General features: G+C 36.5%; 14 protein-coding genes. 8 read left to right on the forward strand and 6 right to left on the reverse strand.

What is annotated here, in order from left to right:
* Positions 1-70: 70 nt before the first annotated feature.
* From EGI05_RS17545 to ileS, 5 genes are all read right to left on the reverse strand, one after another.
* Entirely contained in the window at positions 71-715 is a 645-nt protein-coding gene (locus EGI05_RS17545) for a SanA/YdcF family protein (protein WP_123264308.1), read from the reverse strand.
* A 2-nt stretch (positions 716-717) separates the two neighbouring features.
* Entirely contained in the window at positions 718-1356 is a 639-nt protein-coding gene (locus EGI05_RS17550) for a lipoprotein signal peptidase (protein WP_123264309.1), read from the reverse strand.
* A 27-nt stretch (positions 1357-1383) separates the two neighbouring features.
* Entirely contained in the window at positions 1384-1629 is a 246-nt protein-coding gene (locus EGI05_RS17555) for a DUF6576 domain-containing protein (RefSeq protein ID WP_123264310.1), read from the reverse strand.
* Positions 1630-1708: 79 nt separating this feature from the next.
* Positions 1709-2089 carry a TraR/DksA family transcriptional regulator gene (locus EGI05_RS17560; protein ID WP_123264311.1) on the reverse strand — a complete coding sequence of 127 codons (381 nt, stop codon included), beginning with the start codon at positions 2087-2089 and terminating at the stop codon, positions 1709-1711.
* A gap of 59 nt (positions 2090-2148) precedes the next feature.
* Complete coding sequence (gene ileS / locus EGI05_RS17565; RefSeq protein ID WP_123264312.1) at positions 2149-5538, reverse strand: isoleucine--tRNA ligase; 3390 nt, start codon at positions 5536-5538, stop codon at positions 2149-2151.
* A 299-nt stretch (positions 5539-5837) separates the two neighbouring features.
* On the opposite strand from ileS, the gene EGI05_RS17570 reads away from it, so the two are divergent.
* Positions 5838-7130 carry a phenylacetate--CoA ligase family protein gene (locus EGI05_RS17570; RefSeq protein ID WP_123264410.1) on the forward strand — a complete coding sequence of 431 codons (1293 nt, stop codon included), beginning with the start codon at positions 5838-5840 and terminating at the stop codon, positions 7128-7130.
* Positions 7131-7137: 7 nt separating this feature from the next.
* On the forward strand, positions 7138-7740 hold the full coding sequence (locus EGI05_RS17575) for a hypothetical protein (RefSeq protein WP_123264313.1): 603 nt from the start codon (positions 7138-7140) through the stop codon (positions 7738-7740).
* A gap of 31 nt (positions 7741-7771) precedes the next feature.
* On the opposite strand, the gene EGI05_RS17580 is transcribed toward EGI05_RS17575, so the two are convergent.
* Positions 7772-9019, reverse strand: coding sequence for an NAD(P)/FAD-dependent oxidoreductase (locus tag EGI05_RS17580; RefSeq protein ID WP_123264314.1), 1248 nt, complete (start codon positions 9017-9019; stop codon positions 7772-7774).
* 98 nt (positions 9020-9117) lie between these two features.
* Here EGI05_RS17580 and EGI05_RS17585 point away from each other — a divergent pair, with 98 nt between their 5' ends.
* The 6 genes from EGI05_RS17585 (at position 9118) to EGI05_RS17610 (ending at position 15633) form a co-directional block, all read left to right on the forward strand.
* Positions 9118-10638 carry an HAL/PAL/TAL family ammonia-lyase gene (locus EGI05_RS17585; RefSeq protein WP_185144981.1) on the forward strand — a complete coding sequence of 507 codons (1521 nt, stop codon included), beginning with the start codon at positions 9118-9120 and terminating at the stop codon, positions 10636-10638.
* A gap of 57 nt (positions 10639-10695) precedes the next feature.
* On the forward strand, positions 10696-11427 hold the full coding sequence (gene fabG, locus EGI05_RS17590; protein WP_123264316.1) for a 3-oxoacyl-ACP reductase FabG: 732 nt from the start codon (positions 10696-10698) through the stop codon (positions 11425-11427).
* 74 nt (positions 11428-11501) lie between these two features.
* On the forward strand, positions 11502-12722 hold the full coding sequence (locus EGI05_RS17595) for a beta-ketoacyl-[acyl-carrier-protein] synthase family protein (protein WP_123264317.1): 1221 nt from the start codon (positions 11502-11504) through the stop codon (positions 12720-12722).
* Positions 12723-12726: 4 nt separating this feature from the next.
* Positions 12727-12981: an acyl carrier protein gene (locus EGI05_RS17600; RefSeq protein WP_123264411.1), complete on the forward strand. Its 255-nt coding sequence runs from the start codon at positions 12727-12729 to the stop codon at positions 12979-12981.
* A gap of 106 nt (positions 12982-13087) precedes the next feature.
* Positions 13088-13972 carry an LpxL/LpxP family acyltransferase gene (locus EGI05_RS17605; protein WP_123264318.1) on the forward strand — a complete coding sequence of 295 codons (885 nt, stop codon included), beginning with the start codon at positions 13088-13090 and terminating at the stop codon, positions 13970-13972.
* 131 nt (positions 13973-14103) lie between these two features.
* Complete coding sequence (locus tag EGI05_RS17610) at positions 14104-15633, forward strand: phytoene desaturase family protein (RefSeq protein ID WP_123264319.1); 1530 nt, start codon at positions 14104-14106, stop codon at positions 15631-15633.
* The last annotated feature ends 90 nt before the right edge of the window (positions 15634-15723 follow it).

The raw sequence follows: 15723 nt of genomic DNA on the forward strand, positions 1-15723 counted from the left end.
TTATAAAAATTAATGAATTGCAAATTTAATAGGTTTCTTTGTGATCTGCTTAATCTGCCGGGAAATTTTACTAAGGAATCAAAATTTTATCTCCACCGAATTTCGGTTCAACTCCGAAAAGCAAATCCCAATATGCCTTTGCCTTGGCTATATATTCACGCATATTGGTTTTTAATCCTGCATACTTGTTAACATCCGGTGCATTATATCCATAGGCTTCCATTCCATTTTTCTGGGCTAAAAAGACAGCTCTCTCATTATGGAACTTTTGGGAAATAATCACCAGCTTTTTCTGCCCGAAGATCTCTTTTGCCCTCACCACGGAATCCAGAGTTCTGAAACCTGCGAAATCCATAAAAATCTTATCCTGTGGAATCCCATACTTCATGAGTGTCAATTGCATATCCTCAGGTTCATTATAATCTTTTCTGCTGTTGTCTCCACTTACAATAATGTATTGGATTTTTCCGCTTTTATAAAGATCTATAGTAGCCTGAATTCTGTTATAGAAATAGGCATTGGGCATTCCATTGCTTAATGTTTTGCTGGTTCCGAGAAGTAATGCTGTCTTCGTTTCGGGAACTTTGGAAATATCATAGAATATAAAAGCATCACTTTGCTTTTTAATGCTGTAGTTCGCAAAAGCAATAAAAATAATTCCTGCAACCATAAGAAGCAGGAAAATTTTAAAAGTATTTTTAATGAATCTTTTCATTTTTAAAACTCAAGGCCGTTGGGAAATGCCTTTTTCCTGAAAATTAATAATAAAACCGCTCCAATAGTAATGGCTGAATCCGCAACGTTGAAAATATATTTGAAAAATTCAATATGTTTTCCTCCGATTAGCGGAACATTTTCAGGAACGTTCCAGTCTACTAACGGGAAGTGGAGCATATCTACCACACAACCTTTCATAAAGGTAGAATAGCCTTCACCAAAAGGGACGAATTTAGAAACTCCGCCATAGCCGATCCATCGATCGATGCTTGGATCATAGACTGTTCCGCTGTCGAAAATCAAACCATAGAACATTCCGTCAATAAGGTTTCCGATAGCTCCTGCAAAAATCATAGCCATTGGAATCAAAAGATAATTGGATTCCCCTCTTTGCAGCCATTTTCTGAAAAGGTAGATCATTCCTCCGATTAATAATACTCTTACAATCACCAGGAAATATTTACCAATGACTCCTCCGAAATGAAGCCCGTAAGCCATTCCCGGATTTTCTACAAAAGTAAGCTTGAAGCCCGGTAAGACAGAAATACTGTCGTCAAGGTTGAAGTGTGTTTTAATATAAATTTTTGAAGCCTGGTCAATTAATAATATAAGGAATGTTACGGCTAAGATCTTTTTCAAGGTTTCTAAATTTTATCTTTCTTTAATTTATTTTTTGGACAATTCATCAAGCCTTTTCCTGTCTTTTGCAGAAAGGTCATTAATGCCGTTTTTGCCCATTTTTCCTAAAAGGCGGTCGATTTCTTTTTCTCGTTCCCGTCTTTCAGAGTTAAACTGATCATCTATGGTGTAGTTCTTCTGTTTGTCCGGAAAGAATCTGTTTTTGATCCACTCCCTGTTGAAAAACCAAAGAACCACTATAAGAATAATCCCTAAAATGATATATTCGCTCATGGGTATACATTAAAAATTAGGTTTATAAAGTATTTGTGAAATACAATATAAACCCAAATTTATTGTTGCAAACCGATGGTTATTTCTGCATGTTTTTCGCTTCGATACTTAACGTAGCGTGCGGAACTGCCAAAAGCCTTTCTTTAGGAATCAGCTTCCCTGTTACTCTGCAAACACCGTAGGTTTTGTTTTCAATTCTTATCAGCGCATTTTTAAGATCACGAATGAATTTTTCCTGTCTTCCTGCCAAGATTGCATTTTGTTCTTTGCTAAGGGTTTCTGCCCCTTCCTCGAATGCTTTGAAAGTAGGGGATGTGTCATCCGTTCCGTTGTTCTGGTCATTGATAAAACTTTCGTTGATCAGTGCCAAATCTTTCTCAGCTTTTGCAATCTTTTCGTGAATGATTTTCTTAAATTCCTGTAAATCAGCATCGCTATATCTTACTCTTTCGTCTTGCATGTTCTTTTCTCTTTTTTAATAAAATTATGAAATGGAATTTGAAATACAATAACTATATGTTAATTTTTTTCAATATTTACCTTAAAATTAACGGTATCTATTTCGATTTCGTTAAAATTAAGAAGTGAAGATACAACTTCTATTTTATTTGACAAGACTTCGGACGAAATATATTCTTCATTTTTCCTGATATCTTCAAGAAATGGAGAATTCTCTTCAAGAGAGATTTTAATTCTGTCGGTCAGATCGAAATCTTTGTCTTTTCTTAAATTTTGAATTCTGTTGATGAATTCTCTTGCAATACCTTCAGATTTTAATTCCTCTGTTAACGTCAAATCTAATGCCACAGTTGTTTTTCCATCAGAAGTTACCGTCCATCCCGGGATATCTTTCGTAGAGATTTCCACGTCATCAAGCGTGATTTCATAGCCCTGGATGTCGATTTTTCCTTCTTTTTCAAGAGCGGTGATCTGTTCTGCGGAAAAATTAGCAATTTCATTTCCAACCACTTTCATGTCTTTTCCTAATTTAGGTCCAAGAGCTTTGAAATTAGGTTTAATTTGTTTTACAATTAAATGAGATGCTTCTTCAGCATTGATCAATTGTAACTCTTTCACATTCACCTCCTGCTTGATCAATTCCGCCACTGCTAAGATTTGCTTTTCCGTTTTAGAATCCAATACAGGAACCAATACTTTCTGTAATGGTTGACGTACTTTTACGTTCTCTTTCTTTCTCAAAGAGAAAACCATACTGGTGATATTCTGTGCTAAATGAGTCTTTTCCACCAAATCCTGATCGATTAAGCTTTCATCAGCAACAGGGAAATCCGTTAAGTGTACAGATTCATACGTTTCTTTTCCTGTAACTTTATTTAAATCCTGATACAGCTGATCCATAAAAAATGGAGCAATGGGTGCCGATAATTTGGCTACCACTTCAAGACAGGTATATAGAGTCTGGTAAGCAGAGATTTTATCTTCCGTATAATCTCCTTTCCAGAAGCGTCTTCTGCATAATCTTACATACCAGTTACTTAAATTGTCGTTCACGAAAGTACTGATTGCTCTTGCTACTCTTGTTGGCTCATAATCTTCATAGAATGCTTTTACTTCTTTAATTAAAAGATTAAGCTCGGAAAGAATCCATCTGTCGATTTCAGGACGGTTTTCCACTTCTTTTTCCGAATAATTGAATCCGTCAACATTCGCATATAAAGCAAAAAATGAATAGGTATTGTAAAGCGTTCCGAAGAACTTTCTTCTTACTTCATCTATTCCTTCGATATCAAACTTCAGGTTCTCCCAAGGATTGGCATTGGAAATCATGTACCAACGTGTAGCATCCGGACCGTATACAGAAAGTGTTTCGAACGGATCTACTGCATTGCCTAAACGTTTTGACATTTTCTGTCCGTTTTTATCCAAAACAAGCCCGTTACTCATTACGTTTTTATAAGCAACAGAATCAAAAACAGCAGTAGCGATCGCATGAAGTGTATAGAACCAACCACGGGTCTGATCAACACCTTCTGCAATGAAATCTGCAGGAAATGCTTTGTGGCTGTCGATCATTTCCTTATTTTCGAAAGGATAATGCAGCTGTGCATACGGCATAGAACCTGAATCGAACCAAACGTCGATCAAATCACTTTCACGTTTCATGGATTTTCCTGATTCTGAAACTAAAACTATTTTATCCACTACATTTTTGTGTAGGTCAACTAAAGAATAGTTTTCTTCAGACATATTTCCGATCTCAAAACCTTTGAACGGATTTTCAGTCATGAATCCTTTTTCAACCGATTTTTCGATTTCATTATATAATTCCTCTACAGAGCCGATGATTTTTTCTTCTTTCAGATCATCTGTTCTCCAGATTGGTAATGGGATTCCCCAATATCTTGAACGGGACAAGTTCCAGTCGTTCACATTTTCCAGCCAGTTGGCAAAACGTCCTTCTCCGGTAGCTTTTGGCTTCCAGTTGATTTCTGTGTTCAGATCAACTAACCTGTCTTTCACAGCAGTCATTTTCACAAACCATGAATCCAAAGGATAATATAATACAGGTTTGTCAGTTCTCCAGCAATGTGGATAGCTGTGAACGTATTTCTCTACTTTAAAGGCTTTGTTTTCTGTTTTTAATAAGATAGCCAATTCTACATCCCATGATTTTTCAGGGGCAGCTCCATCATCATAATATTCGTTCTTGATATATTTTCCTGAGAATACTTCCGGCACATTATTTCCGACAAGGAATTTACCCTGTAAATCTACCAATGGAACAAGATTGTCATTCTCATCTTTTACCAACATTGGCGGAATTCCGGCTTCTTTCGCTACTCTTGCATCATCCGCACCAAAAGTAGGAGCGATGTGAACGATACCTGTACCGTCTTCCGTTGTTACAAAATCTCCTAAAATTACTCTGAATGCTTTTTCAGGAGTTTCATCCGGAGTGAACCAAGGGATTAATTGTTCATACTGGGTTCCTGCAAGTTTCTCTCCTGTGAATTCTTTTAAAACTTTATAAGGAATTGTTTTGCTTTCTGCAGTATAGTTTGCAAAATCCTCATCTGTTCCTTGCACATATTTCTTACCAAAGTTCTTTTCTAAAAGGACTCTCGCTAAAACAACTGTTACAGGTTCAAATGTATATTGATTGAACGTTTTAACTACATAATATTCAATATCTCTTCCTACCGCAAGAGCTGTGTTTGAAGGCAAAGTCCATGGAGTTGTTGTCCAAGCCAGGATGTTTACATCACCATCTACCTCATTGAATAGTTCAGAAGATTCTTTCTTTACTTTAAATTGAGCCACGATCGTAGTATCTGAAACATCACGATATGTTCCAGGCTGATTCAATTCGTGAGAAGAAAGCCCTGTTCCTGCTTTTGGAGAATAAGGCTGGATGGTGTAGCCTTTGTACAATAAGTTTTTATCATACAATTGTTTCAGCAACCACCAAACGGTCTCCATATATTTTGACTTATAGGTGATATATGGATCATCAAGGTCTACCCAATATCCGATTTTCTCCGTAAGGTCATTCCAAACATCGGTATAACGCATTACCGCTTCACGGCAAGCCTTGTTATAGTCTTCAATAGAGATTTTTTTGCCAATATCTTCCTTCGTTATTCCAAGTTCTTTTTCTACACCAAGTTCCACAGGAAGCCCATGTGTATCCCAACCCGCCTTACGGAAAACCTGCTTTCCGTTCTGTGTCTGGAAACGACAGAAAATATCCTTTAACGCTCTGGCCATAACGTGGTGAATTCCGGGCATACCGTTTGCAGAAGGTGGTCCTTCATAAAATACAAACTCGGGATTACCTTCACGAATTTCAACACTTTTGCTGAATGTTTTATTGTGTTTCCAGAATTCCGATACATTCTCGGCTATGTCGATAAGGTTGAGGTTTTTATATTCTTTAAATTGGCTCATTGTAAATATCTCAATTCGATGATTAATTAAGTTTGCAAATTTAGTGAATTTTGTCGGTTTATAATATATGTTTTATTTAGGTTCTATCTATTAAAAACTTCAATTCCAGAATGGTAATGTGAAATAAAAAATAAAATTTTGACTGACGGGGAGAATACGTTTTTATTTCTCTAACAGATTGGGCAGATGACGCAGATTTTAAACGCAATCATCTGTGAAAATTTGTGGAATCCGTGAGTGAAAGAATAAAAGAAATATATTTAAGAATTAATACATTTGTTACTTTAAAATCAAAACCATTGGAATTTTATCCGGCTATTGAAAAATCGACTATTCAGGAAATTAAAAAGTTTCAGGAAGAAAAGCTTCAAGAACTGCTGATCTATCTTGAAAGAAATTCTCCTTTCTATCAACGACTATTTAAAGAAAACAATATCAGTATTAGTGATATTCAATCGTTGGAAGACCTACAGAAAATTCCGACTACTACAAAAAATGACCTTCAACAATACAATCATGATTTTTTCTGTATTCCCTACGATAAAATTGTAGATTACAGTACAACTTCCGGGACATTAGGTGACCCTGTTACATTTGGTTTATCGGATAATGATCTTGAGAGGCTGGCTTACAATGAAGCGATCTCATTTGCCTGTGCGGGAATTCAAAAAGGAGATGTCGTTCAAATGATCACTACTATTGACAAGAGGTTCATGGCAGGACTTGCTTATTTTTTAGGATTAAGAAAAATGGGCGCAAGCGTGGTCAGAATGGGACCCGGAATTCCGGAATTACAATGGGACTCTATATTTAGATATGAACCCAAATATCTGATCACTGTTCCGTCTTTTTTACTGAAAATGATCGATTATGCTGAAAAAAACGGACTGGATTATAAAAACTCCAGTGTTTACGGAGCTGTTTGTATTGGAGAAAGCATCAAAAATCAGGACTTCACGGATAATATTCTCTCTCAGAAGATCAAGGAAAAGTGGGATATTAAACTTTTTTCTACCTATGCTTCCACAGAGATGAGTACGGCATTTACGGAATGTGAGTTCCAGATTGGAGGTCATCATCACCCGGAGCTGATTATCACGGAGATTCTAAATGACGATGGGAACCCGGTAAAAGAGGGTGAAAGTGGAGAATTAACCATTACTACTTTGGGCGTTGAGGCTATTCCTTTATTGAGATTTAAAACTGGGGATATAGTAAAAGCCCATTATGAACCTTGTGCATGTGGAAGAAATACCATGAGGTTAGGACCCGTAATCGGGCGAAAACAGCAGATGATCAAATACAAAGGGACTACCTTGTATCCACCTGCAATGAATGATATTCTTAATGACTTTACTTCTATTTCCTGTTATCAGATCGTGATTCAGTCCAATGAAATAGGATTGGATGAGATTGTCATTAAGGTGAGTACAGAAAGGGAAGATGAAAATTTTGTCAATGAGGTAAGGGATCATTTCCGGGCAAAACTAAGAGTAAGTCCGAAAATTGAATTGATGGAGTTTGATGTTTTATCTAAAGATGTTTACCATCCGAACAATAGGAAGCCAATTACTTTTATTGATTTAAGATAAATTCAAAATGAAAAAAGCTTTATTATTTATTTTGCTGGCTATTTCGGCAAATCTGATGTCTCAAAGAGTGAAAGTTATTTCTGGAGATTACAATTTTTTAAAAGGAGAAAAATTTATAAAAGTTGTCTTTAAATTTGAGGGAGTTACTTTTGAGAAAAAGAAACTGAGTGAAGAAGAATTTGTTGCCAAAAGAATGATGGAAATAGAAAAGAATAAAGGCAAAGAAGAAGCGGAAAAATGGAAAGCAGATTGGGAATACTCAAAAGAGAAAACTTTTCAGGATAAGTTTTTAGCTTCGTGGAATAAAAATACAGAGATAGAAGCATCTACAAAATTTGAGAAAACAAGATATACTTTAATTGTTGAACCCACATGGATTTCTCAAGGTATTTTTGGAGGAATAGGAAGTATTCCTGCTGAAATGAACTCCAAAATGACTTTTGTGGAAACTGAAAACCCGAGCAACATTTTAATGCTGGTTGAAGGAATAAAAGCTACCGGAGATAATGTAATAGGAATTCCTAATAATAATGACCGAATTTCTGAATGCTATGCAAAAACATCAAAAATGCTCGCCTTGAAAGTGAATCATTATGTGAATAAGCAATAAAAGTTTCGGCGGCCAAAGGCCGCCGAAACTTTTATTGCTTTTGTTCTTTTTCCATTTTAATCAGATTCGCAAGATTTTTAATTACGGTATCATGTTTCTTTACAAAAGGATTGTCCTTGTTCCATACATACCCTGCTAAAACAGCACATATTTTCCTTTTTACATCTTCATTTTCAGGCCTGTGAAAGAATAATTCCTGAAGATTTCCTGTATACCATTCTTTTACATAAGTGGTGAAAACATCTACGCCGTATAATATATAATCGGTATATTCTTTTTGCCAGTCAATGGTTTCACCATTCAATTGTCTTAATGCCAGTTTTGCAGCAAGCATACCCGATTCTGTAGCAAATGCCATTCCTGAAGAAAATACAGGATCCAGAAATTCAGACGCATTTCCGGTTAGGGCAAATCCGTCTCCGAATAATTTTTTTACAGAACAAGAATAATCTTTCAAATGTCTAGGTTCAAAAAGGAAATCTACATCTCCGAAACGCTTTACATAATAATCAGAAAGTGAAATAGCCTTTTTTAAAGCTTCTATAGTATCTCCGTTTTCAGAAAGTTTTTCAATATAATCGGTAGGTCCAACAATTCCAACACTTGTATTGCCATTGGAAAAAGGGATTACCCAAAGCCATACTTCAGTTTCAATAATGTCAAAAGAAATTAAAGTTCCCTCAACACCTTCTTCGCGGTTAATGTCTTCTACATGCGCAAAAATAGCGGAGTGTGGAGAAAGTTTTGAAGGTTTTTCCAGATCAAGCAAACGAGGTAAAACCCTACCGTAACCACTGGAATCGATCACAAATTTGGCGTGGATTTCCTTAGCTTTTCCATCTTTATTAATTACTGTAGTGATAGAATCTGTACCATTAAACTTAATACCCGTAACCTCGGTTTCAAATTCAAGATCAATGCCTTTATTAATAACCTCCTGAGCCAGAGTATTATCAAAATCTGCTCTTGGAACCTGCCAGGTCCAGTCCCAGCCTTCCCCGAACTTATCACTGAAATCAAAGATGCAGACTTCATCACCGCGAAGGAAACGGGCCCCCAATTTCTTTTCAAAGCCCATGGCATCCAAAGCAGGAAAAAGCCCGGCTTCATCAAAATGGTCCATGACTCTTGGAATCAAGCTTTCGCCAACAACCAATCTTGGGAATTTTGTCTTCTCTACAACCTTTACGTTGACGTTGTTCTTCTTTAAGTATGAAGAAGATACACATCCGGAAGGTCCTGCCCCAATTACGAGAACGTCAACAAACTCTTTGTCCATCTTTGATTTTTTATTTTAATAATAACTTCTATCTTTGCCGCAAAATTAATGACAATTAATTAATATTTTATAAAATTATCTATTATTACTTTTAATTGATGAAAATAAATAACTTTTTAGAACTGAAGGATTTTCAAAAGATTATCGTTGAAAATGAAAAAATAGAACTGGATGATGCACTTTTAGCCAGAATAGAGGCTAGTTTTCAGTTTTTGAAAGAATTTTCGAAGAATAAAGTAATATATGGTGTGAACACCGGCTTCGGACCGATGGCCCAGTTTAAGATTAATGATGAGGATAAGCACCAGTTACAATATAACCTTATCAGAAGTCATTCTTCGGGGATTGGAAATCCATTGCCTGCGGAAGAAGTGAAAGCTTGTATGTTGGCAAGGTTGAACACCTTGTCTCTTGGAAATTCGGGAGTACATCAATCTGTTGTTAATTTACTTAAAGAATTAATTAACAGGGACGTTACACCATTGATTTTTGAACATGGAGGAGTAGGTGCAAGTGGAGACTTGGTACAATTAGCTCATCTGGCATTGGTACTGATTGGTGAAGGAGAGGTTTTCTATAAAGGGGAAAGAAAATCAACAAAAGAAGTTTTTGCAATAGAAGGTTTGGAGCCTATACAAGTGGAAATCCGTGAAGGCCTTGCTTTGATGAACGGAACTTCTGTGATGTCCGGAATAGGAATTGTAAATGCTTACAAAGCCAATCAGTTAACGGATATTTCTATCCAGCTTTCCTGTGCGATCAATGAAATTGTTCAGGCGTATGATGACCATTTGTCAGAAGCCTTGAATGGAACCAAAAGACATTACGGTCAGCAGAAAGTGGCTGAAAGGATGCGTGCTCATTTGGCAGACAGCAAGCTGATCAGAAAAAGAGAAGATCACTTATATACCCATTTTGAAGAACAGGAAAAGGTATTTAAAGATAAAGTTCAGGAGTATTATTCATTAAGATGCGTACCACAAATCTTGGGACCTGTTCTGGATACCTTGGAATACACGGAGAAAGTTCTTGAAAATGAGATCAATTCAGCCAATGATAACCCAATTATCAATGTTGAGGACCAGCATGTGTATCATGGAGGTAATTTTCATGGAGATTATATCTCTCTGGAAATGGATAAACTGAAGTTGGTAGTCACAAAACTGACGATGCTAGCTGAAAGACAATTGAATTACCTTTTAAATTCGAAAATTAACGAAATTTTGCCTCCTTTTGTAAATTTAGGTAAATTAGGGTTTAATTTTGGAATGCAGGGAGTACAGTTTACGGCGACGTCCACCACTGCCGAAAGCCAGATGTTATCCAATTCCATGTATGTTCACAGTATCCCGAACAATAATGACAATCAGGATATTGTAAGTATGGGGACCAATGCAGCAGTAATTTGCCGAAAAGTGATCGAAAATGCATTTGAGGTATTAACCATTGAGGCAATAACGATTGTTCAGGCTATTGAATATCTGGGCTATCAGGATAAAGTATCTTCATCCACCAAGAAATTGTATGATGAGATAAGAAAAATTATCCCTGCTTTTTCCGATGATATGGTGATGTATCCGTATCTGGAAAAAGTAAAAAAATATCTAAAGACAATGTAATTAAAGCACTTAATAAGTTGTCAATATTAAAATAGAAATAAAACTAAACACTAATACATGAAATGTGCAATGGTAACGGGAGGCTCCAGGGGAATAGGAAGAGCCATCTGTATAAAACTGGCGGAAGAAAAAAACTACCACCTATTGATCAACTACACTTCCAACGAAGCGGCAGCTAATGAAACATTGGCAAAAGTTACGGAACTGGGAGCAACAGGAGAGATCCTGAAATTTGATGTAGGAAATGCAGAAGAAACTCAGAGCGTTTTATCAGAATGGCAGGAGAGAAATCCTGATGCAATTGTTGAAGTGATCGTGAATAACGCCGGAATTACAAGAGACGGATTATTCATGTGGATGAAAAATGAAGATTGGAACAGTGTGATCAATACAAGCTTGAATGGTTTTTTCAACGTAACGAATTTCTTTATCCAGAAACTGTTACGCAATAAATACGGGAGAATCATCAACATGGTTTCTGTTTCAGGAGTAAAAGGAACTGCCGGACAAACCAACTATTCAGCAGCAAAAGGTGCTTTGGTAGGAGCTACGAAAGCTTTGGCTCAGGAAGTAGCCAAGAGAAATATTACCGTAAATGCGGTTGCTCCAGGGTTTATCAGAACAGATATGACACAGGAGTTTAATGAAGACGAGCTTAAAGCCATGATTCCTGCCAACCGATTTGGAGAAGCGGAAGAAGTGGCGGATCTGGTAGCGTTTTTAGCATCGAAAAAAGCTTCATATATTACAGGCGAAGTGATTAATATTAACGGAGGAATTTACTCATAAAATAAGGTGGCAGATAATGGGTAACAGTAAACAGCTGCAACCTACAACCTGCAACCTAAAACCTTTAATTTTAAATGGAAAATAGGGTTGTAATTACCGGAATGGGAATTTATTCCTGCATCGGGACTTCCTTGGAGGAGGTCAGAGAATCCCTGTATCAAGGAAAATCCGGTATTGTTTTAGTAGAAGAAAGAAAAGAGTTCGGGTTCAGATCAGGCCTTACAGGCGTTGTTCCGAAGCCGGATTTAAAAAATCTGCTTAATAGAAGACAACGTGTAAGTATGGGAGAGGAAAGTGAATACGCTTATCTTGCTACCATGGATGCCTTAAAACAAGCGGGTCTGGATGAAGATTATTTTGAGAATCATGAAGTTGGAATTTTATACGGAAACGATAGCGTTTCTCAGGCAGTGATAGAATCCATAGATATTGCCAGAGAAAAGAAAGATACTACATTAATGGGTTCCGGAGCCATTTTCAAATCCATGAACTCTACGGTGACCATGAATCTTTCCACCATATTTAAGCTGAGAGGGATCAATTTAACCATCAGTGCAGCTTGTGCAAGCGGATCTCATTCACTCGGATTGGCTTACATGATGATTAAAAATGGTTTTCAGGATATGATCGTATGTGGTGGAGCTCAGGAAACCAATAAATATTCAATGGCCAGCTTTGACGGATTAGGTGTTTTCTCCGTGAGAGAAGACGAGCCTTCCAAAGCTTCAAGACCATTCGATTCAGCAAGGGATGGGCTAATTCCAAGTGGTGGAGCCGCGACTTTAATTGTGGAAAGCTTAGAATCTGCCCAAAGAAGAGGAGTTCCTATCTTGGCTGAAATCGTAGGATATGGCTTCTCATCGAATGGAGGGCATATTTCCACACCCAATGTTGACGGGCCAGCTTTAGCCATGGACAGAGCCTTGAAACAATCAGGGTTAACCGCAAATGATATTGATTATATTAATGCCCATGCAACTTCTACTCCAATTGGAGATGCTAATGAAGCAAGAGCCATTTATGAGATTTTCGGAAGCAAAGTTCCGGTGAGTTCTACTAAATCCATGACGGGCCATGAATGTTGGATGGCAGGGGCAAGTGAAGTGATCTATTCTATTCTGATGATGCAAAATGATTTCATTGCTCCGAATATCAATCTGGAAAATCCTGACGATGAGGCGAAAAAGATAAATTTAGTCTCTGAAACGAAAAATCAAAAAATTGACGTATTTTTGTCAAATTCTTTCGGATTTGGGGGAACCAATTCCGCATTAATTGTTAAAAAATTTGATTAAAAACATGGAAAGGGAAAAAATTGTTGCCATTGTTAATGATTTTCTGGTAAATGAATTTGAGGTAGACGGTGACGAAATCAGCAATGAAGCAAACCTTAAAAATACACTGGGCCTGGACAGCCTGGATTATATTGATATGGTAGTGGTAATAGAATCTAATTTTGGAGTGAAATTGGGAGAAGCTGACTTTAAAAAGATGGTTACTTTTGATGATTTCTATACTACGATTGAACATAAAATCGCTGAAAAAAACGCTTAATTATTGATTAGAACTTTACTCAATTGAATGTAACAATATGCCAATCTGATATGCAATAATGATTTTAATTGGTAAATTGCTACACTGATACATTGCTATTTTAAAAATGAACAAATGGAAAGGTAAGTCTAAAGGAACCATATTAGGATATAAAATATTCGTCTGGTGCATTAGAAATATAGGGGTCCGAAGTTCATATATTGTTCTCTATTTTGTTGCAGCTTATTATTTTCTTTTTCTGAAAAAAAGCAATCAATACATCTTTTACTATTTCCGTAAAAGGCTGAATTACAGCTTCTGGAAATCCAAACTCTCCATATTCAAAAGTTATTTTATTTTCGGAAAAGTGTTAATTGATAAAACGGCAATTTCTGTGGGTCTACGAGATCGTTTCACATATGAATTTGATGGGGTTGAAAATCTGAAAAATCTTTTAAACGAAAAAAAAGGCGGAGTTCTCATCAGTGCCCATATCGGGAATTTTGAAATTGCAGAACATTTTTTTGCGGATATCGACTTTGATTGCCAGATCAATTTGGTGACGACAGACCAAGAAGTTACCGTTATTAAAGAATATCTTGAAAGTGTAGCGGTTAAAAAAAGCAATATCAAATTCATTTATGTGAAAGAGGATATGTCGCATATCTTTGATATTAATCAGGCACTTTCGAATAATGAATTGATCTGTTTTACCGGTGATCGCTATTTCGAAGGTTCAAAATATCTTGGAGCAGAGCTATTGGGGAAAAGTGCTAAATTTCCTGCAGGTCCGTTCTTAATTGCTTCCAGACTGGGAGTTCCCGTAGTGTATGTATATGTAATGAAAGAAAATAATCTTCATTATCACTTATTTGCAAGAGTTGCTCAAAACATTAAAAAGCGTGATGCACAAGGACTTTTAAATTCCTATGTTCAGAATCTGGAGTTCATGCTTAAAAAATATCCTACTCAATGGTTCAATTATTTCGATTTTTGGGACGATATTGATTAATTTTTCTAATTTTAAGTCCGAAAACTAATAATAAAATAAACTCAAACGGTTAAGAACATTAGAAACTAAGATGATTACTTTATAATTTTCTTACTCTAATCTCTTAATTAAAAAAACACACCTTTTCTCCATTGAAAAAAGAATATGACATACTTGTAATCGGAAGCGGATTGGGGGGACTTGTTTCGGCTCTTATTCTGGCCAAAGAAGGCTTGAAAGTCTGTGTTTTGGAGAAAAACAATCAGTACGGAGGAAATTTACAGACCTTTTCAAGAGATAAACTGATCTTTGATACCGGAGTTCATTATTTAGGTGGTCTTTCTCAAGGGCAAAACCTGAATCAATATTTTTCTTACCTGGAAATCATGGACGAGCTGGAACTTCAGAAAATGGATGAAGACGGCTATGACAAAATCACTTTTGAGGATGACCCTGTTGAATATCCGCATGCTCAAGGGTATAAAAACTTCGTTAAGCAATTATCTGAATTTTTTCCTCATGAAAAAGAAAACTTAGAAAGCTATTGTGAGGAAATTCAATACGTTTGCAGCCAGTTTCCGAGGTATAACGTTATAGGAAAGGAAAATTATAATGAAGAAATTCTCCACCTGAATACCAAAAGGTTTATAGAATCAATTACCTCCGATAAAAAACTGCAGTCTGTTCTATTGGGCTCCAATTTCCTGTATGCGGGAGATTCTGAAAATGTTCCCTTTTATGTTCATGCACTTACCGTGAATTCCTATATTCAAAGTGCTTATAAATGTGTAAAAGGAGGAAGCCAGATCTCCAAACTGCTGATCCGGAAATTACGTCAGTACGGAGCTGATGTTCACAAACATGCCGAAGTTTCCGAAATGGTTTTCACCAATGATGTCTTGACTTCCGTAAAAACAAAATCGGGTAAGGAATATTACGCCAAAAAATTTATTTCCAATATTGAAATCCGTTCTATCATTCAACTGATTGGAGAAGAAAGGTTGAAAAAATCTTTCCTCAACAGAGTATTAAGCTGGGAACCCGTTCCGTCATGTTTCAGTGTGTATTTGGTGTTGAAACCTCATACTATTCCGAATTTCAATTACAATATCTTTCACTATTCTTCCGAAGAATCTGTATGGAATGCTTATCGTTACGATAAAAAAAAATGGCCGGAAACCTATATGCTTTCTTCCACACCTTCAAAGCACTACCCTGAATTTGCGGAAAGTTTGACTGCTATTTCTTATATGGATTTTGATGAGGTAAAAGCTTGGGAAAATACTATAAATACAGTAGCTAATCAACATGAGAGAGGAAAACAGTATGAACAATTCAAGCAGGAAAAAACAGAAAGAATGATTGATGCGTTGGAGAAGAAGATTCCGGACTTAAGATCATCGATAAAAGCAGTGTATACTTCCTCACCCTTATCTTACCGTGATTATATCGGAAGCTTTAAAGGAAATATGTACGGATATGTGAAAAGCTCAGAAAACCCACTGAAAACAATGGTTTCCCCACGAACGAAAATTGATAATATTTTCCTGACCGGGCAATCTGTTAATATGCATGGGATTTTAGGAGTAACCATCGGGGCGTTTAATACCTGCGCTGAAATTTTAGGAAAAGACCTGATTGATGAACGTCTCACCCAAATGATCAAACAAAGTGAGAAATAGTATTGTCATTCTGAGCGGAACGAAGTGGAGCGAAGAATCTCCAAAAGATAACTCCTTTAGTAGAAATAGGTACTCCTTAGTTTTACTTCT

The organism is Chryseobacterium daecheongense (genome assembly GCF_003729955.1).
In the GTDB taxonomy this organism is placed as follows: Bacteria; Bacteroidota; Bacteroidia; order Flavobacteriales; family Weeksellaceae; genus Chryseobacterium; species Chryseobacterium daecheongense.